Consider the following 22,305-nt stretch of genomic DNA (forward strand, 5'->3'; position numbering starts at 1 on the left):
ATGCTCGGTGAAATTATCGGATTAACCCCAGATGCCACTATCGAGGTTATGTTCCGTACCTTAGCGTTCAATATGAGTTCAAGGGATGTGTGGATTCGGGGGTTATTTCGGGTCAATCCGGGATGCGGAAGCTTTGCTCACGCACATGGTAGCCGCAATTGCCCATCGTGGGCCGGATGAGCAAGGGAAATTCGTAGCACCCGATGCCGGGCTCGGGCATGCGCGGCTGTCGGTGATCGGCATCGGCGATGGCCAGCAACCGATGTCCGACGAGGCCGGCAATTTGACGATTGCGTTCAACGGCGAGATTTTCAACTACATAGAACTGCGCGAAGGGCTGATCGCCAAGGGCCGGCACTTTCGGACGTCGAGCGACACAGAGGTCATCCTTCAGCTCTATGAGGAGATGGGCGAAGACTGCTTGTCTCTCCTGAACGGTGATTTCGCCTTGGCGATATGGGACAATCGGCAGCGACGAATGGTGCTTGCACGAGACCGCATGGGTGTCCGGCCGCTGTTCTACACAAGCAAGGACGGGGTGCTTTACTTTGCCTCGGAGATCAAAGCCCTGCTGAAGGTCCCGGGCGTCTCCGCTGAAATTGATCCGGTTGCGCTGGATCAGATCTTTACGCTGTGGGCGCCGATCGCTCCGCGCACGGCGTTCCGCAATATCCACGAGTTGGAACCGGCAAGTGTGATGATCGCGACGCAGGGGCAGGTCACGGTCAAACGGTACTGGCACCTGGACTATCCGCATCGTGATGAGCCGTCGAAGATCACGAACGAGGACCACGCGGCAGAGGAATTGCAAGCCCTTCTGACCGATGCGGTGAGGCTTCGCATGCGGGCCGACGTGCCGGTCGGTTCCTATCTTTCCGGAGGGCTCGATTCGTCGCTTGTTTCGGCGCTTGCCGCCGGCATGACTCCTCGGAGACTGGAGACATTTTCCGTAACCTTCGACAGCGCCGAGCATGACGAAAGCGCCTTTCAGACCGAAATGGCCTCGGCGCTCGGCACGCGCCACCACGCCATAGAATGCGGCGCCCGCGATATCGCCAGCGTCTTTCCTGAGGTCATCCGCTTTACCGAGCGGCCGATCATCCGCACGGCGCCAGCGCCACTCTACAAATTATCCGCCCTGGTTCGCCAGGCCGGCCTGAAGGTGGTGCTGACGGGTGAAGGCGCCGACGAGGTCTTCGCCGGTTACGACGTCTTCAAGGAGGCGCGTGTCCGCCGGTTCTGCGGGCGGCAGCCCACATCGCGCATGAGGCCGCAGCTGTTCCGCCGGCTTTACCCGTATCTGCCGGGCCTGCAACAGCAATCGGTGGAGTATCTGGCTGCCTTCTTCGGCACCAGCAACGCTGCCCTCGACGATCCGCTGTTCTCGCATCGGCCACGCTTCAAGACCACGGCGGCGGCGAAAATCTTCTTTTCCGGCGACCTGCGCGCGACGTTGAAGGGTTATGACGCAGCTGAAGAGCTGACCAGCCGCCTACCCGAGGCGTTTTCCCTATGGCATCCGCTGCATCAGGCGCAATATCTCGAAACCCGCTTCCTCCTGCCCGGCTACATCCTCTCCAGCCAAGGCGATCGGATGGCCATGGCGCACGGCATCGAAGGGCGGTTTCCTTTCCTGGATCATCGCGTGGTAGAGTTCGCGGCAAGACTTCCGCCGGAGATGAAACTGAAAGGCTTGATGGAGAAGCACATATTGCGCAAGGTGGCCAGGCACCACCTTCCGGCGGCGATCGGTAAACGCACCAAGCAACCTTACCGCGCCCCGGAGGCCCGCTCCTTCGTCGGGGCGGAGGAACTAGACTATGTTCGTGACTGCCTGGGCGAGGCGAGCATTACCGCCGGCGGCCTGTTCAACGCCAAGGCGGTGGCCAAGCTCCACGAGAAATGCCGCATGGAGACCGCGACCGGATTTCGCGACAACGCCGCCTTCGTCGGCATTCTATCGACGCAGCTGTGGCAGAAGAATTTCGCCGGCCAAGCGGTCGGCGCGGCAAGAGCGGCCTGAGACGGCGAGGAAAAGGAAATACATGATGACGGCAATCAAGGACAGGGTCAGAAGCTTTATCGTCGACAACTTCCTGTTCGGCGACACCTCCTACAAACTGTCGGATTCAGCCTCGCTGATCGAGAACGACATTATCGACTCGACTGCGGTGCTTGAGCTGGTGGCCTTCATCGAGGACAATTTCGGCATCGCGATGGTGGACGCCGACATCGTTCCGGCCAACCTGGACTCGCTTGACCGCATCTCGTCCTTCATCGAGGCGAGAGCACAAACGCTGGCAGCGTAAGCGCCAACGGCGAGGAACGTCCCGTGCGGATCGAGCATTTTCTGGTGGCGAAGGCTGCTGCCCACCCGGCCAAGACGGCATTGGTCACCAGGGGCAAAAGGCTGAGCTACGAAGAACTCGACGACCTTTCGAGCCGGCTGGCCACCGCTCTCTTCATGAATGGGATCAGGCGCGACGACCGCGTCCTGATCTTCATGGACAATTGCTGGGAGGCCGCCGTATCGATCTTTGCCGCACTCAAGGCAGGTGCGACCTTCAGTCCGATCAACCCCTCCACAAAGGCCGACAAGCTCGGTTACATCATCGCCGATTGCGACGCCAGGGCGGTCCTGACGCAGGCGAAGCTGATGCCCGTGGTCACCGAAGCCTGCGCATCGCAAGTCAAGACCGGCATCTTCGTGGCTTCCACTCCTGGGGCCGATGGGCAATGCCCGGCAGGGGCCGCGTCCCTGACTGACTGCCTGACGTTCGATGGCGCGGAGGTAGACCATCGCGGCATCGACGTCGACCTTGCGATGCTGATCTACACGTCAGGTTCGACCGGCCGGCCCAAGGGTGTGATGATGACGCATCGCAATTGCGACGCTGCCGCGGGGTCGATCGCCACCTATCTGCGCAACGCGCCGGACGACATCATCCTGAACGTCCTCCCGCTTGCCTTCGACTATGGCCTCTACCAGTTGCTGATGGCAGTCAGGCTCGGGGCCACGCTGGTGCTCGAGAAGTCCTTCGCCTTCCCGCACGAGATCTTCGAACGCATCCGCAAAGAGGGCGTCACCGGCCTTCCGCTGGTGCCTACCATGGCGGCGATGATCCTGCAGATGCGTGATCTGGCGCCGGGTTTCTTGCCCAGCCTCCGCTATATTTCCAACACCGCGGCCGCCTTGCCGCCAGCCCACATAGAACGCCTGCGCTCGCTGCTGCCCGGCGTCCGGATCTATTCGATGTATGGACTGACCGAATGCAAGCGCTGCACCTATTTGCCACCCGAGGAACTTGACCGCCGGCCAGGGTCGGTCGGCATAGCCATCCCCAACACGGAAGCCTTTGTCGTCGACGACCTTGGACAACGCGTGCCGGCGGGCGTGGCGGGTGAGCTCGTCATCCGCGGTCCGCACGTCATGCAGGGCTATTGGCGCAACCAGGCCGCGACGGAACGAGCGCTCCGGCCGGGGCCTAACCCTTGGGAAAAGGTGCTCTATACGGGCGACCTGTTCCAGACCGACGAGGACGGCTTTCTCTATTTTGTCGGGCGTAAGGACGATATCATCAAGACGCGTGGCGAGAAGGTCGCCCCCAAGGAAGTGGAGGCAGTGCTCCACGCCCATCCAGGTATCGCGGAAGCGGTGGTCGTCGGCGTGCCGGATCCGGTGCTGGGGCATGCGATTGGCGCGCTCGTCGTGCGGTCCGATCCGGCGCTTGGCGGAAAGGACATCATTCGTCACTGCGCGCGGCACCTGGAGGATTTCATGGTCCCCAAAATCATAGAGTTCCGCAGCGAATTACCGAAGACGGAGTCGGGCAAGGTCAGCCGCCGGCTCGCGGCTGAGATGATGGAGGCCGAGCAATGAACATCGGCTCAACCCAGGATGCGCCGGCCTTCACGCAAGCCCTGGTCATCGATCCCGCCGCCGAAACGGACAGGATCGTGGCGGCCCTGCGCGAGCAGTTGCGCGGCATTCGCAAGCGCGGCCTCGTGCTCGGTCTTTCGGGCGGTATAGATTCCAGCGTTTCGGCTGCATTGGCGGCGCGTGCCGTCGGCCACCAGAATGTGCTGTGCGTCCTCATGCCGGAAAGCGATTCCGACCCCGAAAGCCTGCGACTCGGCCATCTGGTCGCCGACACTTTCGGCGTCGAGGCCGTTGTGGAGGATATCGGGCCGACCCTGCGGGCAATGGGCTGCTATGAACGCCGCGACGCCTTCATCCGCGAAATGGTCCCGGACTATGGCAAGGGCTGGGCCTCAAAGATCGTGATCGCGAACGTGCTCGAAGGCGAGGGCTACAACATCTCCTCGCTGGTGGTGCAGGACCCGCAAGGCAAGCAGACGAAACTGCGGATGCCGGTGGCGGTCTATCTCGGCATCGTTGCCGCCACCAACATGAAGCAGCGCACCCGCAAGCAGATCGAATATTATCATGCCGACCGGCTGAACTTCGCCGTGCTCGGCACACCGAACCGGCTGGAATACGATCAGGGGTTCTTCGTCAAGAACGGCGACGGCGCCGCCGACGTCAAGCCGATCGCGCATCTCTACAAGACGCAGGTCTATGCGCTAGCCGCCTATCTCGGCATTCCGGAAGAGGTCCGCAACCGGCCGCCGACCACCGACACCTACTCGCTGGCGCAGACGCAGGAAGAATTCTACTTCTCCCTGCCTTACGATCGGATGGATCTGTGTCTCTACGGCCTCAACAACGGCGTGTCCGCCGAGGTGGTAGGGCAAGCGGCGGGATTGACCGCCTCACAGATCGAACGCGTCTGGGTCGACATCGCCGCCAAGCGAAAGGCAACGCGCTATCTGCACCTGCGCCCGCAGCTCGTTGACGGCGTGGACGAAGTCGGCTCCTGACCTGATGCATTATGCCATTCCGGACGGAAACCGCGCACCCTTTCCTGGAATTGCTCTAGGCGGAACGCCTCAGGTGAAGCGGCCGCCGATCAACTGGCTCCACTGCTCGCCCGCAAGCCCGTTCAGAAAGACCTGCGCGTTCTTCATGGCATCGAGAAGCTCGGGATCGCGTGAATGCACGACGGTCGAGGCGACCGGTATGAAGGCTATGCGTCTTACAAGCATGGCGTCCAGAAGCGCGGGCTGGACGCGGCCGCGCAAGCCGGAGACACCGCGCCGGGCGGCATGCTCGACCAGGCAATCGATCACCGGCCCGGCCTGGCCGGGAAGAGCGAGGACCTGCAGCACGCGGCCGATCCCGTCCGGTCGAGCGTAGTAGGCGAAAGCGCCGACATTGGCGCCGTTCGGCGATGCCACCGACACGCAGACAAGCTCTCCGAAATCCGGCTTTTGCGCCGCATCGCCCAGAATATGGTCGAGCTGACCTTCCGCCCACTGCGGACGTAGCGGAAACTGGGCGCAAAGCGGCTCCAGCAGCCCCGCAAAGCTGCCGCTGTCGATCTCGGAGGTCCGAAATGCCCCCCGGCTCGATGCGTTGGCGACGACGCCGGTCCAGCGTCGTTGACCGCCCTCCATTTTGCGAAGGTAGAGCCGGTCGACCATCCGGGCGAGCGGGTTCAACATCCAGGCAAGCTTCATGTGACTGGCAAAAAGGCTGAGCACGAAGGTCGCCGGCCGCATCACGCGAACCCAGTCAAGGCTGTATTGCGGCAGCACAACGCCGCGAAGCCGCGTCCACAGTTTCACGGACGTATCATTGGCGGTTTCGCTGAAGGAGATGTCCTGCGGACCATCGAGGAAGGCCTTCAACAGGCGGGCACCGGCCATCGGATCGGTCTCGTGATCCTCGACCATCAGCGAGCTGCAGATGGCAGCGTAGAGCTGCCGGCCGTTGAATTTCATCGGCAGCGCATGAACGCCGACGAAGCCGGAAACCTGGCCGGCGTCATTGACATGGACAAGCGAACGGAGCCCGCTGCCCCAGTCGGGTGCGTCCAGATAAAACCGCCTCATGTAATCGACGAGGGAGGCCGGCGCTGGCCCCCGCTTCTTGCGCAGCATGCGTTGAAACATGCCCGCGACGGCCGCAAGGTCGGCCTGATCGAGGGCGCGGACGACGCTCACGCCGGGCTCCCGGTTCCGGGAACCCGGCCACCATGTTTGCGCGCCATGGCGACACGGGGCTGGCCGTCGGCCGTCACGGCAAAGGTTGGGGTTTCGTAGGATTTCGTTCTCGATAAAAGGGTTGCTATCTGCCGATCCTGACCTTCGCCGAACTCAAACAGCAGCCATCCGCCTGGCTTGAGGAAAGCTGCGGCATCCCGGACCAGCCTTTGGAGGATCGAAATACCGTAAGGGCCGCCGTCGAAAGCTTCCCGAGGTTCGTTCTCCAACAGATGCGCGCTTTCGCTATCGAGACGGGACGACGAAATATAGGGCGGGTTGCACAAAACCATGTCGGCAGCGCCGTGGAGGCCGTCACCCTCGATCGCGGCAAATAGGTCGCCTTGCCGGACCTTGATCCTGTCCTGCAGGGCGAGGCGCACAACATTGCGGCGGGCAAGCGAAACCGTGCTGTCGGTCAGGTCCGCCGCCCATGCCCGAGCCCGAGGACATTCGCTGACGATGCCCACGGCAAGATTGCCGCTGCCGCAGCACATGTCGATCAGGATCGTTTCGTGCGCCTGTTCGCCAAGAATGGCCGCGGCCGTCCGGCCAAGCAGTTCCGTTTCGGCTCGCGGCACCAGGACGTCAGGCGCGAGTTCCAGCTCAACCCGCATGAAGCGGTGCAATCGCGGCCAATTGCGATCGTTTGCACGGCCGGCAGGAAGACTGTGATGCTGCGGCAAGGAAAATCCCTATCCTGAGGATAAAACGCGGGTTCCCTGTTGTTACCAACTCCGGGTAAATTGATGTTAAAGATCATGATTGGATTGGGAGTAACCGGCCTATGTTGGCGGCGTCCTGTCCCATCAATGGCGGATTCCTGTGCCGCCGCAAGCCGATCCATGCGCTAATTCAGAGCAACGCCTCGTACCGGTCTCCGATCTTTTCAATTTCGAAATCCGCCGCCCTGCTTTTCAGGATCGCGGCGGTTGTCGGCTGGTCGAGCATTCCGGCCATCGCCACTGCCAGGGCCGCGGCATCGCCGACCGGCACCAGGGCGCCGAAGCGGCCGTCATCAAGTATTTCGCGCGGGCCGTGCGGCGCGTCCGTGGAGACCACCGGAATCCCCGCTGCCATGGCCTCGACCAGAACATTGCCGAAGCCCTCGCTGGTCGATGATAGGACGAACAAGTCAGCTACGGCGTAGCAGGCCGCCAGATCATTGACATAGCCCGCAAACAGAACGTCTGCGCCGATACCGGATTCTTCGGCATAGGCGCGCAGCTCGTCGGCCAGCGGACCCTCGCCGAAGATGACAAGCCGAGCCCGGCGGCCGGCGCGCAGCACAGCGAAGGCCCGCAGCAACGTCCAATGATCCTTAACCGGCACCAGGCGTCCGGCGGTGATGATGACGGGGCCGTCGCCCAGCGCCGCGAGCTCTGCCTGCCAGGCGTAGGAGCGTTGCTGGGATGCCGCAACCGGCGGCAGCGGGTTGTTGATGACCACGACCTTGGATTTCGGGAAGCCTCGGGCCACAAGATCGCCGCCGACGCCCTCAGAAACCGCGATGGCCCTGTCGGCGCGGGCCGCAACCAGGGCCGAAAGCCAGACCGCCATTTTCGCGCCAAGGTTGCCGGAAGGCAGTGAGGCGGCGGCGTGGAAACTCGGGAAGAACCGCGCCCTGCTTCGCGCGAGGGAAAGCGCCAGCGCCACGACCAGATTGGCGAATTCCGGGGCGCTGTAGATCGCGTCGGGAGAAACGCGGCCAAGCAGGCCCGCGCTTCGCACGATGCCTTTCAATGTCGCCCACTTGCCATAACCCTCGCCGCGAATGGGGAGGCCGAAATCGACCAGATGTACGGCAGGCGAAAGCAGGGCGGCATTGGGCCCCTGCGCGTTCCAGGTAAAAAGCGTGACGTTGTGGCCGCGCGATGCCAGTTCGTTCGCCATCAGGACGAATACACGCTCGGCGCCGCCGCCCCTGAGGCTGGCAATGTGAAAGACAATCCGCTTCGCCATTTCAGGCGCGGCTGGCAATGACGTCCGGGCGGTTCGGCGGAAGACGCATGTCGCGCACGATACCCAGGGTAATGGCGAGCAACATGCCAAGGATCATGCCGCCAATGGCCCCCAGGCCGATCATCACGACCGTGCGCGGGGGCCATGAACGGCCCTTTGGCGGCACTGCGGTGGAAATCACCTGCACATTGGTGCTGTCGATCTGTTCGCGCTCGGTTATCTGGCGTGCCCGCGACAGGAAGCTCTCATAGATAGCCGTCTTCGACGCGGCGTCACGTTCAAGCTCACGCAAGGCGACCTCGGAATCGCTATCCGAGAACACGTTGCCCTTCAAGTCATTCATCTTGGCATTGAGGGAGGCCGACGAGGTTTTGGCGGCATCGAGATTGACCTTCGCCAGGCGCAGGGTGCGCGCGTATTCGGCGCTGAGTTGCGCGCTGACCGTGTTGTACTCCGTCTTCAGCCTGACGATCGACGGATGACGGGGGCCAAAGGTCATCGACTGCGAATCGATCTGCTGGCGCAGGCCGTTGGCCGTTGCGCGCAGCGCCACAAGCGCCTCCGACGTGGCGGGACCGGAATTGGTGCCGTTTGCGCCGGCGGCAAGCAGGGCGTCGTAACTTGCCTGCGCGGCGATGACGCGCGATTGCGTCTCCACGATCTGGCCGTTGAGCTGGGTCATGGTTTGCGAGGAAACAAGCTGCCCATTGCTGGTGGCCAGATTGTGGCTGCGCCTATAGGCCTCGACCTTCTCTTCGGCCGCCTGCACATCGCTCTTGAGCTGGCCCAGCCGCCCGTCCAGCGCGGCCGCGGCACGGCTGGCGCCGGAAGCCTCGGCGCTGGCCAGCTCTTCCTGGAAAGTCTTGACGATATCCTGCGAAATCAGGATCGCCTTAGCGGGGGTTTCCGCCGATACCATCAAGGTCGTGACAAACGACTTTTCATCCGCGATGCTGCTAACCCGTTCCGCGAGGTTCTTCAGGGCGGTAAGCTTTGGATCGGGTTTGGCGCCGTCCGTCCCTGTGCGGCTTCGGTCCGCGTCGAAGAACTCAGGGTCACTGGCCAGGTCAAGATCGTCTACAACACGTGAAAGCACGCTGCCCGAGGTCAAGATGCGCTCTTTGCTGCGCGCGCTGAGCAGCTGTCCATCGACCTGGGCCGATTGCGGGTAAAGATCGTTCGGAACAACCTGAAGATTGGCGGGATTGATGAGGATGTCCGTGGTCACGGTGTAGCGCTGCTTGCTCAGCAGAGCGTAGGCACCGCCGATGATCCCGCCGGCGATTGCCAGCAGGCATACCAGAGCAAGGCCGGCGCGCAGCCAGACAAACAGACGCCCGAAATCGAGTTCGAGAAAGGTTCCGATCTTGTTGAGCGTCACCGTCGTGACGGGCTCGGCTACAGGCGGCGCCACGGGTGCAGGCGACACAGGGGCCGACGTTACAGGGGCCGACGTTACAGGGGCCGACGTTACAGCGGGTGCCGCCGCATGTGCCATGATCGGCGCGGTTTGTTGCGGCTTTGGCCTGCTGGCGCGCCGCGCATTTTCGATCCGTTCATAGGGGCTAATGCCGGCGGCGGCCGCGGTTGGAGGAGGACCGGAAGCGGCGGACATCATGCTAACCCTTTAATATTCAATACGCACAGCCTGCTTTACGGAAACATCGTTAACATTTCATTTTCCAGGCGTGTCAGGCGCGTTCCGGAACAGCGATCTATCCACCCTTCGTCGGTATTCTGCCACGCCCGTCGTAGCCTGGCAAAGCGTGCAGGCGTTTCAAATGGAAATACAAGAGGTCGTCGCGAGAGCACCCACAAGGAACGGGCTTTGACGTCATGTCGATGTTGATGCTGGTTGGCCTTGAAGGGGCGTGCCGGTTTGGCGCCCATCCGGCTTTCGATAAGCGAGCAACAAGATGACGAGCAGCATGATATCCGGCGCCTTCGAAGAAAGGGCATTGTTTGACAATGCCGCGAGAATGGACGCGGCCGCTGCGATATGGGCGGCCCGTGGCGTATTGCGCAGGAGCTTGAAAAGGAACCGGAAGAAAGAAAAGGCGAAGAGCAGGGCGATCGGCAGGCCGAACAAAAGCGTAAGAACGACCGGCGTGCTTTCGATGAAGGGGAGGTTGAGCTTTTCGTTGACGATCTTCAACAACTCGTTGGGATTCATGCCAAGCAGGATGTCCCTCCATTCAACAAACTTGAATACATCGTAGATCTTGACGCGCGCGTCGTAATTTTGATCAAAGAGCGTGTTGCTGAAGCGGTTCAGCAGCCCCGCCGAAAAGAGTATCGCAATCATTATGGCGCCACCGGCCAGCGTCAGCATCAGCACCAGGAGTTTGGCCTGGCGTTGATGTCTGGGTGACAAGTCCGGCCAAGGCAGGAACACGAGCAGGAACAGGATCTCGCCGCAAGCGAGCAGCAGGGCGGTGCGCGCGCCCGAAGCGGCCGTGCCGATGAAGAGAATGAAGATGCAAAGCGCACACACCCAGATACGCCACCGCGTCAATGCAACGAAACCTATGGCGGTGGTGCAAAGCGCGCCCAGCGCCAGCGGATGGGCCGACAGTCCGATCGGCCGAAAGTCCAGCTCAACGAGGGGATAGGGCAGGAATCGATGCTGGGTGACGGCCTCGATCGTTCCGATGATGGCGCTGAGGACGATCATGCCGACGATGACATTGCCAAGCGCCCTGCGCACATGGTCACCCAGGGCAAGCATGATCATCGCCGCGGCACAAGAGACCAGATAGGAATCGATTATGAAGCCGGCCGAGCCGGCACGGCCTATCACGAAGAGATAAGGCACCAGCCACAACAGCAGCAGCGAATATAACAATGTCGCCTTGAACAGCCTGACTTCATCGCCTTCGAGCCGAATTGGCCGGGTCGTGGCGATGACGACAAGCAGCAGAAAGATCGCATAGGTCCCGATATGCAGCTTTTCGGGAAACGACCCCCCCTCCGTCGAATAGGACATCACCATATTCATCAATTGCGGAGAGATGGTCGAGCGGAGCAGGAAAGCGAAGGCCGCGAGGAGAAAGAACAGGAGTGTGAGGGCGTCTTGGCGGCTGGCCTGCGCGGTCACGAACTGTTGCTCTGTAGGGGTGACACTCACGATTATCTGACCAGCGTTGCGGCTTGCGATTGAGATGGCAGGGGACGAACGCACCCCCGGGTACATTTTCCTGCACGAACGTAAAGGAATATGGATAACCCGATCTTAACAGTGGCGATGCCCGGCATGGGCCGCCACATGTCAGCTTTGTCGAAAAGCCGGACACCGCTCATTGAAATCTCACCAAAGTGCGCCGAGAGGGAACGAATGCACGCAATGCACTTGTTGCGCGACATGCATCGGCAGCCGGATTTACGCTATCCATGAAGTCGGTAACTCACACTTAATTGGCCGGTCGTATTGATGGCGATGCTTTGCACGGCGCCCGACGCGCTGCCTGTGGACGGCACAATGGCATCAGGCGCCGGCAAAGCGCAGGAGATCAAGGTGAAGAAATTCTATTCGATTCAGTATCTTCGCGCCTGCGCCGCCTTGCTGGTTCTGTTCGCACACGCCTTTTCCTATCAGGTTGGCGTGGACAATCTGATTATCGTGACGGCGGGCCGCCTGGGCGTCGTTCTGTTCTTTGTCATCAGCGGTTTCATAATGGTCCATATTACGGGAGATGGTCCGTTTTCCGCTGCCACCTTCCTGAAACGCCGAGCAATCCGGATCATCCCCGTTTACTGGCTTTTCACCAGCCTCGCCGCGGTTCTGGCGGCGCTCGCGCCAAGTCTCTTCCAGAAGACCGTCTTTACATGGCCCCACTATCTTCAGTCGCTCCTCTTCATTGTTCACGAAGCGCCTGGACGGGATAGCGCCAGTCCAATCCTCTCACTCGGCTGGACGCTCAATTACGAGGTATTTTTCTATATCGCTTTTGCGGTGTTCGCATTCCTGTCCGTGACCTCGCGCGTATTTGTGCTGACGGTCTTTTTCATTGCGATGTGGATAGCCGGGCTGTGGCTGGCTCCCACCAACCCTGTTATCCAGTTCTATCTCAACCCTTCTCCGGTGGCATTCGTAATCGGCATGTGGATAGGGCGGCGCTATTTGGACGGTGATTTCACTTCCGACATACGCCATGCCTGGATATTCGGCGTAATGACCGCTGCAGGCGTGGTGCTTTCATTCGTCGATGACGGTACGCCGCTCTTGGGTCAGATCAGCTTCGCGGGACAAGCAATGTGGGCGGCGGGCCTGCTTCATCTCAGCCTCATTCTGGAGCCGAAACTCAAGCACTGGAGCCTTCTCGAGCAGTTGGGCGACGCTTCCTACGCGCTTTATCTGTCGCATATCTTCGTGATCGGCGCTGTGGCGTACCTGGCCAGACGCACCGTCGGATACGAGCATCCGACAACGGTATTGTTGGTGTCGGTGGTCAGCATCGTGGCAGCCTGCCTCGTCAGTCTGGTGATTTACGAGATGATCGAGAAGCCGATTCTTCAGACCCTGAACGGCAGAAGGAAGACGAGAAACACACCGCTTCCTCATATTGCCACGGAGAACAAATAAGCAGGCCACGCAACGGGACGCTCACGGCTTTCAGCGCTTCAGTCAGCCCGCGCTGTCCACGACCTCGACATTGCCGGCGCGGTTAAGCGTATGAATGCCCGTGCGTGCCCATGCCGGACCCGCGCCGATCGGCCGGGGCGAGGCAAAACGGACATCGGACGCGTCGAGTCGCTCAAGCCGCATCAGCCCCAGACCACCGCCATAGGCCCTCGATCCGTTCTGCACCGGCAGCACCAGGGCATCGTCGTGGCGGATAAAGGCGCCGCCCGGCCGGGTGGCCGAATGATCGACGGCAATGGGATTGAGCGGATGGGCGACCCATGGCCCTCGCAGCGAGGGTGCGCAATAGACCGCCATCGTGTCCGACGCGCTGCCGTAGCCGAACCGCTCCGTTCCAACCAGCCAGAAGCGACCGTCGGATTCGAGCAGCGTCGCGTCGTTGAAATCCCTGTCCGCCATCAGCACCGTGTCGCGGACCCAGCGGTCGGGAAACTGCGCGGCGCGATAGAGCACAAGTTCGCGAGCCGAACCACTTTCGGGGATCATGAAAATCTCGCCATCGTGTGCGAACACCTGCGGATACGACAGGTGGTGCGCTTCCTCCAATACAACCCTTGGAACACCGAAAGTGCCATCGTCACCGAGCTCGGCGACGGAAATCACGCCGCGACTCGTCGCGTAGGGGAATTCCTCGACAAACAGATGATGGCGGCGGTCGGCCTCGAAGACGAACGGGTCGGCATAGAAGCGTTGGCCATCGTCCGGCAGGACTGTGAACGGTTTGCCGTCGAGTTGCCCGGTTTCGGCGATGCCTGGTCCGTCGATCACCCGATAGGCAACCTGCCAATAGAAGGGGCGTCGTCCCCGCCTGATTTTTTGCACGGCGCGATCGATCAAAGCCCTGCCAAAAAAGGGCACATAGTGTCGAACAAAACTGTCGTTCTTCAGGATCGGCACCGGGTTGTCGCTTACCGGCACAAGCTTGCCCGCAAAGAAGCGGGCGACGGTTTGCATGATCAGCGACATGGCGCCGGCGAGCAGGTCGTTGCAGCTTCGAGATAGCCAGAGCCTGTCTGCCAGCATCGGTCTAGCCTGGGCCACGACAACGCCATCGAGGCGAGCGCCAAGTTCAGGCAATTGTCCGCTCGCCAACATTGCGGCAACGCCGGCTGGAAAGCTGTTGCGACCGCAAAATTCGAGCCTCAGGACTGGCGCGTCTTGCCCCGTTGCGCTGGCAGTGAGATCTATGACGAGGTCCGGAGGGCCGCGATCGATGGGCGGCAACGGCTCGGACTGGCCCGCCAGCGAGGGACCGAAACGCCGGCTCTCGATCGCCAAGACAGTGTCCAGCCCCCGAGCGGTTGGCGCCGGCGCCGGCGCGTGGCAACTCGAGACCCCATAACCTGCCGCACCCAACCGCATGAAAAGCTCATTTTCCCAGCGCCGGGATGCGACGGCGTGGCCGATGATTAAAATATTAGTCAACCCAAGTTATTCTCGTTAAAGCAAAAAATGGCTTTGCTCTGGTATCTTTCCCCACAGTTCCTGGCAAGGGTTGCCCAAGGGGGGCTGCGGACTCTAGCGTTAATCATACGTTAATTTTTTTGAATACGAAGGCGGTTCAGGGCGCTATTGTTAGGCTGAAAGCACATGTCAGCCGGGCGCCCACGCTTTCGGTGACCAGGGTCAACCATGAACGCCGTTTCACATCCGAACTTGCCCTCAAGGCGAAAACTGCTGATCGTGTTCGGCACGAGGCCGGAGGCGCTCAAATGTTTTCCGGTGGCGCGGGCCGCGCTCGCCCATCCAGGCTTCACCACGGAAATATGTGTGACGGGCCAGCATCGCGAGATGGTCAATCAGGTCATTGAACTGACGGGCCTGCCGGTGCACTACGATCTCAACATCATGCAGCCAGGTCAGACGTTGTTCGACGTGACCTCGCGCGTGCTCCTCGGAATGGCGGGGGTGCTGGAGAAGGCGAAGCCGGACATCGTCGTCGTCCAGGGCGACACAACCACCGCGATGACCGCGGCTCTAGCTGCCTTCTACAAGCGGATTCCGGTTGCCCATATCGAGGCGGGATTGCGCAGCCACAACATCAACTCTCCCTTTCCGGAGGAACTGAACCGCAAGATTGCCGGCAACATCGCCACCTGGCATTTTGCGCCGACCACCGAGGCGCGCGACAATCTCATCGCCGAAGGAAAGGCTGCGAACACCATCTTCGTAACCGGCAATACCGTTATCGACACGCTGCTGCATTTCTCCAGCGAGATCGATGCCGACAAGCTGATGAACGCCAAGCTCGCCGCTCGTTTCCCCTTCATCGATCCGACCAAGAAAATGATACTCGTCACCGGTCATCGCCGTGAGAATTTCGATGGCGGCATCCAGAGAATCTGCACCGCGCTGAAGGCATTGTCGGCGCGCAGGGATGTGCAGATCATCTACCCGGTCCATCCCAACCCGAATGTGCGCTCCGTGGTCGAGGCCGAAATCGGGACGGTGCCGAACATCCACCTGATCGACCCGCAGGACTATTTGCCGTTCCTGTACCTGCAGAAACAGAGCTACCTGGTGTTGACCGACAGCGGCGGCGTGCAGGAAGAGGCGCCTTCACTCGGCAAGCCGGTGCTGGTGATGCGGGAAAACACGGAGCGACCCGAAGGGATCGCCGCTGGTACTGCCCGGCTGGTCGGCACCGATATCGAAAAAATTCTGGCCAATGCCAATAGCCTGCTCGATGATGAGAGCGTCTATCGCGGCATGGCGGAGAGGCACAATCCATACGGCAATGGCCAAGCTGCGAGCCGGATCGTTGAGGAATTGCTGAATCATGGCTGAAATCAAAACCGTTTCCGTTATCGGCATGGGCTATATCGGCCTGCCGACCTGTGCCATTTTTGCCAGCCGCGGACTCGATGTCATCGGTGTCGATATCAACGAGGCGGTGGTCGCGAAGGTCAACCGCGGCGAAATCCACATCATCGAACCGGACCTGGATGGTTTGATCCAGAAAGTCGTCGCCAATGGCAAGCTCAAGGCATTCAGTACGCCTCAGCCGGCCGATGCCTATATTATCGCCGTTCCAACTCCGATCACCCCGGACCGCAAGCCGGATGTCAGCTACGTGCTTGCGGCAGCGCGAAGCATCGCTCCGGTGCTAAAACGGGACGACCTGGTGGTGCTGGAATCAACATCGCCGGTCGGTACGACGCGTGTCATGACAGCGCTGCTCGCGGAACTGCGACCCGATCTCAAATTTCCCGTCGCACATGGCGAGGAAGCTGACGTCCTGGTCGCCTACTCTCCCGAGCGCGTGCTGCCGGGAAAGGTGCTGACCGAACTGATCAACAATGATCGCTCGATCGGCGGGCTGTCCCGAAAGTCTTCGGAGCGGACAGCGGCACTCTATTCAAGCTTCGTCGCCGGCGACCTGTTCATAACCCAGGCCGAAAGCGCGGAACTGGTTAAGCTGACCGAAAATGCGTTCCGCGATGTCAATATCGCCTTCGCCAATGAGCTTGCGGCGGTGTGCCAGGATCTGTCGCTCAACGTCTGGGAGGTAATCGATCTCGCCAACCGGCATCCCCGCGTGAACATCCTGCAGCCGAGCCCGGGCGTGGGCGGCCACTGCATTGCGATCGATCCGTATTTTATCATCGACGCCGCACCGAACAATACGCGGCTGATCAGTTCGGCACGGCGCATCAATTCCGAGCGACCCTTGTCGGTGGTCAGGGACATCGAGGCATTGCTCGACCCGACCCGCAAGCAGACGATCGCCTGTCTTGGCCTCAGCTTCAAACCCAATATCGACGATATGCGCGAGAGCCCGGCTGTCGAGGTTGTTAAGCTTCTGTCCAAGATTCCCAATATCAAGATCGTCGCTGCCGAGCCCAATGCGCGTCAGTTGCCACACGAGCTCGAGGGCAGCGGCGTCATGTTCACCGATGCACTTTCCGCTATTGACCAATCCGATATCGTCGTCCTGCTGGTCGACCATCGACAATTCAATCTGATCGATCCCGAAGCGCTCAAGGACAAGAAGCTCGTCGACACACGGGGCCTGTGGACCTGGCGCAAGGCGCGCAAGCCCGACGCCCGCATCGAAGGCAAGAAATCCGAAATGGAACGCTCGCAGTCTCTCGCTCGCACCGGAGAAGCGGCATGAACTCGCATGACCCGGCATGGGCGCAACACTCCCTATTGGCATCACGCCGCCGCGAGTTTCTCGGTGCGACCATCCATGCGCTGACCATGGCCGAGACGCTGGCCATCGCAGACGAGGCGATGGCGACGCGGCGGCCGCTTCATCATGTTGTCGTGAACGTCGCCAAGCTTGTGAACATGCGCAAGAATGCCGAACTGCGCGAGGATGTCGTCGGGGCGGATATGGTCAATGTCGACGGCAAAGGCGTGCTTTGGGGCGCACGGCTCTGCGGCGTCGAGTTGCCGGAGCGTGTGACGGGCGTCGACGTCATGATCAACCTGCTTGCGCTGTGCGCCAAGCGTGGCTATCGCCCCTACCTGCTGGGCGCTGAACAGCACATTCTCGACGCAGTTGAAAGCCGACTTGCCAGAGATCATCCGAGCCTGGCCATTGCCGGCCGGCGCAATGGGTATTTCAAGGCGGAGGAAGAGGCCGCGATCGTCGAGGCCATCAACGCTTCAGGTGCCGACTGCCTGTTTGTGGCGATGCCCACGCCGAGCAAGGAGCGCTTTCTCAAGCGCTATCGCGACGCACTCGCTCCGAGTTTCGTCATGGGCGTGGGCGGCAGCTTCGACGTCTATGGTGGAAAGGTCGCCCGGGCACCGAAACTGGTTCAGGCGGCGGGCCTGGAGTGGCTGTTTCGCGTGGCGCAGGAGCCGCGACGCTTGTGGCGCCGCTACTACGATACCAACACCGCCTATGCACTGCTGCTGTGGCGTGAGTTCTGGTCTCGCCGGGGACGCCGAAACGTCAATCCGTAGGCTCGCGACTTTCAGACAAGCATGCCTCATTGCGCGGGATTTATGCGATCCGGAGCCGTGCCCTTAGCTTGCCGATGAACTGCGTCACGGCCGCGGGGTGAAACAACCAGGTCAGTCCCAGGAAAGCCGCAGCGCCGGCGACACCGCCCGCCGCGAGCGGAAAGATCGCCGGCATATTGCCCAGCGCAGTGCTGGCGAGGCTGGCGGCCAATCCGGTGCAGATAGAAATGATGGCCGAGACAGCGATGTCGCGCCAGGGCACCGGCACCGGCGTGAGCCTCTCGGCGATGACGATGCAGGCTGCAAGACCTGCCAGCGATCCGCCCGCCAACGCCAACGCCGCGCCAACCTCCGCCATGGTGGGAATCAATAGAAAAGACAGTGAAATCGTTGCCACCGAGCCGAAGGAATTGGCGATGATCAGCAACCACGGCCGCTTATGTGCGTGCACCACGACGCCATAAACGAAGCTTGTGAGATTGGCACAAAGAACGCTGAAGGCGATGATCGGGAACAGCAGGCCGAAGCGACCATGATATTCCGCGGGCAGCAGGAGTCGCGTGATGTCGCCGCTGAGCGCGATAAGCATTGCTGCGACCGGCAGGCAAAGGCGTATCATCAAGGCCATGAGTTGCGACAACAACCGCCCGGACGCCTCGGATCCCTCTTCGTCGAAGCGGCTGACCACTTCTGGAAATGCGCCCATGTTGATTGCGTTGGCGACCATATCGATCGGCTGCCGAGCCAATGCGTAGGCGGCTGCGAAGACAGCCACCGCGCCGGCATCGTAGTAGAGCTTGAGGAAGACGCGTTCAGCGCTGTTGAGACCGAAACCGACCAGCGCCATGATGACGAGGGGCACGCCGAGGGCAAAAAACTCCTTGTGGGTGAAGCGCGGCGGGCCGCCAATAACGCGCCCGGATGCCACAACGCACGCCACGATGCCGGCAATCAGCACGGCGAGGCTCGAGCCGAGCGATACCGTCAGAAAAGAGCGTTGGAAGATAAGGATGGCGGCGATCGGCAAGGCGAGTTGCAGCAGGCCGCGCTGATATTCAAGCATCGAATAGAGGGAATGACGCTGCTGCATTTGCAGCACCGTCAACGCGAACCGGCTGATGGAGCCGGCAATCAGATAGCTGCAGACGGCGATTGCAAATTCGATCCAGCGCTCCGGCACGATCACCGCCGAGGCGATCACGGATATGATCAGGGCCAGCACCGTGGTGGCAAGCAATACCTGTCCGGCAAGCATCAGGCTGCCACGGCTGACGTCGCCTTTTCCACCAAGCCGCAGCAAGGCAATGCGCAGCCAGTTGGTAACGGCAACATCCGTCATTTCGCCCACGGTGACCACCAGGGTCAGCAGGCCATACTCGGTCTGGTCGATCAACCGCGTCATGACGACCAGCAGGAGCAGAGCGGAAACCCGCGTCAGCAGAATAGCTGGGCCATAGATGAGCGTGGAACGGAGCAGCAAAGGGTTGTCCCGGAAAATTTGCCGTCGATTAACCGTTGACCGACAGGAATTCCAGCATGATGACGGCAAAGGGTGAACGGATACAGTTTGAACCAAAAGATTTGTCGTAAACCTTTTTTGGAACCTTTGCTTTACGGTCACCCGGCATCCGCAATCCAAACGGTGTCATGTTGCAGCGTCTCGCCCACAATAGAAAAATACATGTCCTGGTCGCAACGCCCTCGGGCGTTTCGGGACAAGGCGGCATTGACCGGATCATGGGGGCGCTGAAGCAGGAGTTCGAACGGCAAGAGATCGCCGACATCGATCTGCGCTTTCTTTCCAGCCGTGGCCCGGGACATGTCGGGCTTTCGATCTTCTACATGCTTGGTTTTTGCGCGCGGATGGTTGCGGCCCGCCTCGACAGACGCGCCGACGTCATTCACATCAATATATCGGTCTCCGGCAGCACCTATCGCAAGATGATTATCGCCGCCTGCGCCAGGCTGTTGTCGATACCGTATGTCCTTCATCTGCATGGGGCGCAGTATCAGACATTCTGGAAAGATGATCATAGTTTCATGAGCCGCCATATCAGGGCTCTGTTCGAGCATGCCGGCCGGGTGATTGTCCTGGGCGGGCTTTGGCGCGATTTCGTCGCCAGCCGGGCACCGGCGAGCGGCGGCAATATTGTCATCGTTCCCAACGCCACGGCAGTTCCTTCCCTGGCGCATGTCGGTGGAGGCGATCAGGTGCACATCCTGTTCCTCGGCCGCATCGGCGAGCGAAAGGGCGTGCCGCAGTTGGGCGAGGCGCTGGAGCGGATGAAACATCTCAGGGGTTGGCGTGCCACGATCGCCGGCGATGGTGAGGTCGAGCCGGCACGAGCGAGGTCGGTCGCTCTAGGGATTGCCGACCGTATTGCTTTTCCGGGCTGGGTGGGACCTGACGAGGTCGCATCACTGATCGCTTCGGCCGATATTCTGGTGCTCCCCTCGTTCGCCGAAAATCTGCCAATGTCGGTGATCGAAGGCATGGCGGCCGGCCTGGCTGTCGTGGCCACCCCGGTTGGCGCGGTCGAGGACATCATCACCCACGAACAATCCGGTCTGTTGGTGCCGCCCGGCGATGTGGCGGCGTTGACCGAGGCGTTAACTCGGCTGGTCGAGGATACGGCGCTGCGCGCGCGGCTTGGCGCCGCCGCCATGGCGGTGCACCGGGAAAGGCTTGAGCTTGCACCGTTTGTCGACGCGATCTGCGATGTCTGGAGATCGGTCGCGTCCGAGGCGCGATCGGTCAAGCGCTGACGCTGTCCTTCAGTGTCGTCACTGCGGCGGGCCAAGCGCGAATTCGCGGTGGAATATCTCCAGGTTCAAAAGCGCCCATATCAGTTTTTCGTGGTCCGCGGCGCGCTCGGCGTGCTCCCTGACAATCTGGTCCAGCTTCTTGGCGCTCAAATAGCTACGGATGACCGAATGGGACGAACACAGATGGTCCCGTACATAATCGCTCATCGGCCCGCGGAACCATTCGGCGACGGGCACCTTGAAGCCGATCTTTGGGCGGTTGAGGACCTCGTCGGGAACCATGCCGGCCATGCAGTCGCGCAGGATCTGTTTGCTGTGCAGGAGGCCCAGCCTGTAACGATCGGGCAGTTGGCTGACGAAGGAAACCAGATCGCGATCAAGGAATGGCATTCGCCCCTCGATTGAACCGGCCATCATCACTCGGTCGCCCCGTTCCAAGAGGTTGTCGGGCAACCACGATGTCTGATCAAAAAACAACACACGGCGCAGATGAGATTCCGTCACACTCGAAGAGAACGGGAAATCGTTGCAGTCATGGCCGCAAGTGGCCAACCCACCGAGGAGCGAATCGCGTTCCCGCGCCGTCATGGCTCCAAACCAGGAGATCATCCGGGTGGCAAAGTCCCGTTCACCCGCGCTTCGGGCAAATGTATCGAACTTGGCCGATGCGCCGGGCAATGCGCGCATCAAAGGGGCGAGGAGATTGTTGTGAAGCGACGCTGGAACAAGTGACCGGTAGACACCCGCCAGAGACTCTGCGCGATGTTTGGGGTAGCCGCCGAGAATCTCGTCCGCACCTTCGCCCGTAAGCACCATCTTGACGTCCTGCGAGGCTCGAACCGACATCAGGTAAATTGGAATGTCCGTACTTTGTGAAACAGGTGCCCCCCGATGGCGGACCATCTTGGGCAGATGATTCATCAGGTCATCCGCCTGGATGACGATTTCGCAATGATCGGTCTTGAAATGATCGGCGACGCGCCGGGCGAATGGAAGCTCGCTGTAAGCCTGTTCGCTGAAACCGACCGAAAACGTACGAATGGGGTTGTCGCTGTGCCTGGTCATCAGGGCAACGATTGCCGACGAGTCGAGCCCCCCGGACAGAAAGGCGCCAAACGGCGCATCACTGCGCATCCTGATCTCGACAGAACGGTCGAGCAATTCCAGAAATCGTCGCTTGGCGGTTCCTGGATCGATATCCGCTGTCAGATCGGTCTGATCCGGGGGCGCATAATAGCGCGTTTCCGTTACTTCCCCTTGCGACCACACAGCGTAGCTTCCCGGGTTGAGCTTGCGGATCTGTTTGAAAAGCGTCCGCGGTCCAGGCACGTAACGCCAGGTCAGATACTCGCGCACTCCATCCAGATCGAGCTGCTGGCCATCTGGCTGCGCAGACAACAACGCGCTGATCTCCGAGGCAAACGACAGCAAATTTCTGCCTTGCATGAGGTAAAGGGGTTTTTTTCCAAAGGGGTCGCGGGCGAGGATCAATTCGCGCCGTTGAGCGTCCCACAGCGCAAAAGCGAACATCCCGCTCAACCGGTCGAACATGGCCAGGCGCCACTGGTCATAAGCCCTGAGCAGCACTTCCGTGTCGGAGCGTGTGCGAAAACGGTGACCGAGACCGATCAACTCCTCACGCAGCTCGATGTAGTTGTATATTTCGCCGTTGAAAATAATCCGGAGCCGTCCGTCCTCGGTCTGCATCGGCTGATTTGAATCGGCGTTTAAGTCAATAATCGCCAGGCGGCGATGCACCAATGCCAACTGGTCCTCGCCTGTGTTCAGGTCCAGGAGTTCGATGCCTTCGGCATCGGGACCACGATGCTGCAAGGCATTCGACATCCCGGCGGCCCGATCTTGTGGCTTCTCGACCCTGCGCCCAATCCAGCCGGCAATTCCGCACATTCTTT

The 22,305-nt window shown here is 60.8% G+C and carries 17 protein-coding genes; 9 read left to right on the plus strand and 8 right to left on the minus strand.

Annotated features, from left to right (window positions below; all coding sequences use genetic code 11):
• Positions 1-85: 85 nt before the first annotated feature.
• The 4 genes from asnB (NKJ75_RS02210) to nadE are packed head-to-tail and all read left to right on the plus strand — an operon-like array spanning position 86 to position 4,881.
• A complete protein-coding gene (gene asnB / locus NKJ75_RS02210) occupies positions 86-2,023 on the plus strand; it encodes an asparagine synthase (glutamine-hydrolyzing) (RefSeq protein ID WP_352499094.1) in 1,938 nt (645 codons plus the stop codon).
• A 22-nt stretch (positions 2,024-2,045) separates the two neighbouring features.
• A complete protein-coding gene (locus NKJ75_RS02215) occupies positions 2,046-2,309 on the plus strand; it encodes an acyl carrier protein (protein ID WP_023671787.1) in 264 nt (87 codons plus the stop codon).
• 23 nt (positions 2,310-2,332) lie between these two features.
• Positions 2,333-3,880 carry a class I adenylate-forming enzyme family protein gene (locus NKJ75_RS02220; RefSeq protein WP_352499095.1) on the plus strand — a complete coding sequence of 516 codons (1,548 nt, stop codon included), beginning with the start codon at positions 2,333-2,335 and terminating at the stop codon, positions 3,878-3,880.
• Positions 3,877-4,881: an NAD(+) synthase gene (nadE, locus tag NKJ75_RS02225; protein ID WP_352499096.1), complete on the plus strand. Its 1,005-nt coding sequence runs from the start codon at positions 3,877-3,879 to the stop codon at positions 4,879-4,881. The genes NKJ75_RS02220 and nadE overlap by 4 nt, the downstream gene beginning before the upstream one ends.
• A 69-nt stretch (positions 4,882-4,950) precedes the next feature.
• Here the strand turns inward: nadE and NKJ75_RS02230 are convergent, their stop codons facing one another.
• The 5 genes from NKJ75_RS02230 to NKJ75_RS02250 all read right to left on the minus strand — a co-directional run bounded on the left by NKJ75_RS02230 (position 4,951) and on the right by NKJ75_RS02250 (position 11,164).
• Positions 4,951-6,066: a hypothetical protein gene (locus NKJ75_RS02230; RefSeq protein WP_023683445.1), complete on the minus strand. Its 1,116-nt coding sequence runs from the start codon at positions 6,064-6,066 to the stop codon at positions 4,951-4,953.
• A complete protein-coding gene (locus tag NKJ75_RS02235; protein ID WP_023696869.1) occupies positions 6,063-6,791 on the minus strand; it encodes a N5-glutamine methyltransferase family protein in 729 nt (242 codons plus the stop codon). The genes NKJ75_RS02230 and NKJ75_RS02235 overlap by 4 nt, the downstream gene beginning before the upstream one ends.
• Positions 6,792-6,960: 169 nt before the next feature.
• Complete coding sequence (locus NKJ75_RS02240; protein ID WP_023744246.1) at positions 6,961-8,067, minus strand: glycosyltransferase; 1,107 nt, start codon at positions 8,065-8,067, stop codon at positions 6,961-6,963.
• 1 nt (position 8,068) lies between these two features.
• Positions 8,069-9,682 carry a GumC family protein gene (locus NKJ75_RS02245; protein WP_031203849.1) on the minus strand — a complete coding sequence of 538 codons (1,614 nt, stop codon included), beginning with the start codon at positions 9,680-9,682 and terminating at the stop codon, positions 8,069-8,071.
• Positions 9,683-9,901: 219 nt separating this feature from the next.
• Positions 9,902-11,164, minus strand: a complete 1,263-nt coding sequence (locus NKJ75_RS02250; RefSeq protein WP_023833548.1) for a VpsF family polysaccharide biosynthesis protein — start codon at positions 11,162-11,164, stop codon at positions 9,902-9,904.
• Between the two features lie 381 nt (positions 11,165-11,545).
• Here NKJ75_RS02250 and NKJ75_RS02255 point away from each other — a divergent pair, with 381 nt between their 5' ends.
• The gene (locus NKJ75_RS02255) at positions 11,546-12,649 is read left to right on the plus strand and encodes an acyltransferase family protein (protein WP_196814969.1); all 1,104 of its coding nucleotides are present in this window, start codon (positions 11,546-11,548) and stop codon (positions 12,647-12,649) included.
• A 42-nt stretch (positions 12,650-12,691) separates the two neighbouring features.
• Here the strand turns inward: NKJ75_RS02255 and NKJ75_RS02260 are convergent, their stop codons facing one another.
• Positions 12,692-13,606, minus strand: a complete 915-nt coding sequence (locus NKJ75_RS02260) for a glucosamine inositolphosphorylceramide transferase family protein (RefSeq protein ID WP_245261280.1) — start codon at positions 13,604-13,606, stop codon at positions 12,692-12,694.
• 735 nt (positions 13,607-14,341) lie between these two features.
• Here NKJ75_RS02260 and wecB point away from each other — a divergent pair.
• The 3 genes from wecB to NKJ75_RS02275 are packed head-to-tail and all read left to right on the plus strand — an operon-like array spanning position 14,342 to position 17,626.
• Positions 14,342-15,496 carry a non-hydrolyzing UDP-N-acetylglucosamine 2-epimerase gene (gene wecB / locus NKJ75_RS02265; RefSeq protein ID WP_023686302.1) on the plus strand — a complete coding sequence of 385 codons (1,155 nt, stop codon included), beginning with the start codon at positions 14,342-14,344 and terminating at the stop codon, positions 15,494-15,496.
• A complete protein-coding gene (wecC, locus tag NKJ75_RS02270; RefSeq protein WP_023686301.1) occupies positions 15,489-16,826 on the plus strand; it encodes a UDP-N-acetyl-D-mannosamine dehydrogenase in 1,338 nt (445 codons plus the stop codon). Before wecB ends, wecC begins: the two co-directional genes overlap by 8 nt.
• Positions 16,823-17,626 (plus strand): WecB/TagA/CpsF family glycosyltransferase, encoded by an 804-nt coding sequence (locus NKJ75_RS02275; protein WP_031246989.1) that lies wholly within the window; start codon positions 16,823-16,825, stop codon positions 17,624-17,626. The genes wecC and NKJ75_RS02275 overlap by 4 nt, the downstream gene beginning before the upstream one ends.
• Positions 17,627-17,666: 40 nt before the next feature.
• On the opposite strand, the gene NKJ75_RS02280 is transcribed toward NKJ75_RS02275, so the two are convergent.
• Positions 17,667-19,106, minus strand: a complete 1,440-nt coding sequence (locus NKJ75_RS02280; RefSeq protein WP_352499097.1) for a lipopolysaccharide biosynthesis protein — start codon at positions 19,104-19,106, stop codon at positions 17,667-17,669.
• Between the two features lie 167 nt (positions 19,107-19,273).
• Here NKJ75_RS02280 and NKJ75_RS02285 point away from each other — a divergent pair, with 167 nt between their 5' ends.
• Positions 19,274-20,392, plus strand: a complete 1,119-nt coding sequence (locus NKJ75_RS02285) for a glycosyltransferase family 4 protein (RefSeq protein WP_031246990.1) — start codon at positions 19,274-19,276, stop codon at positions 20,390-20,392.
• An 18-nt stretch (positions 20,393-20,410) separates the two neighbouring features.
• Here NKJ75_RS02285 and asnB (NKJ75_RS02290) read toward each other — a convergent pair whose 3' ends face one another.
• Positions 20,411-22,300 carry an asparagine synthase (glutamine-hydrolyzing) gene (gene asnB, locus NKJ75_RS02290; protein ID WP_352499098.1) on the minus strand — a complete coding sequence of 630 codons (1,890 nt, stop codon included), beginning with the start codon at positions 22,298-22,300 and terminating at the stop codon, positions 20,411-20,413.
• Positions 22,301-22,305: the final 5 nt, after the last annotated feature.

This window comes from Mesorhizobium sp. M0058, assembly GCF_040323095.1.
Lineage (GTDB): Bacteria > Pseudomonadota > Alphaproteobacteria > Rhizobiales > Rhizobiaceae > Mesorhizobium.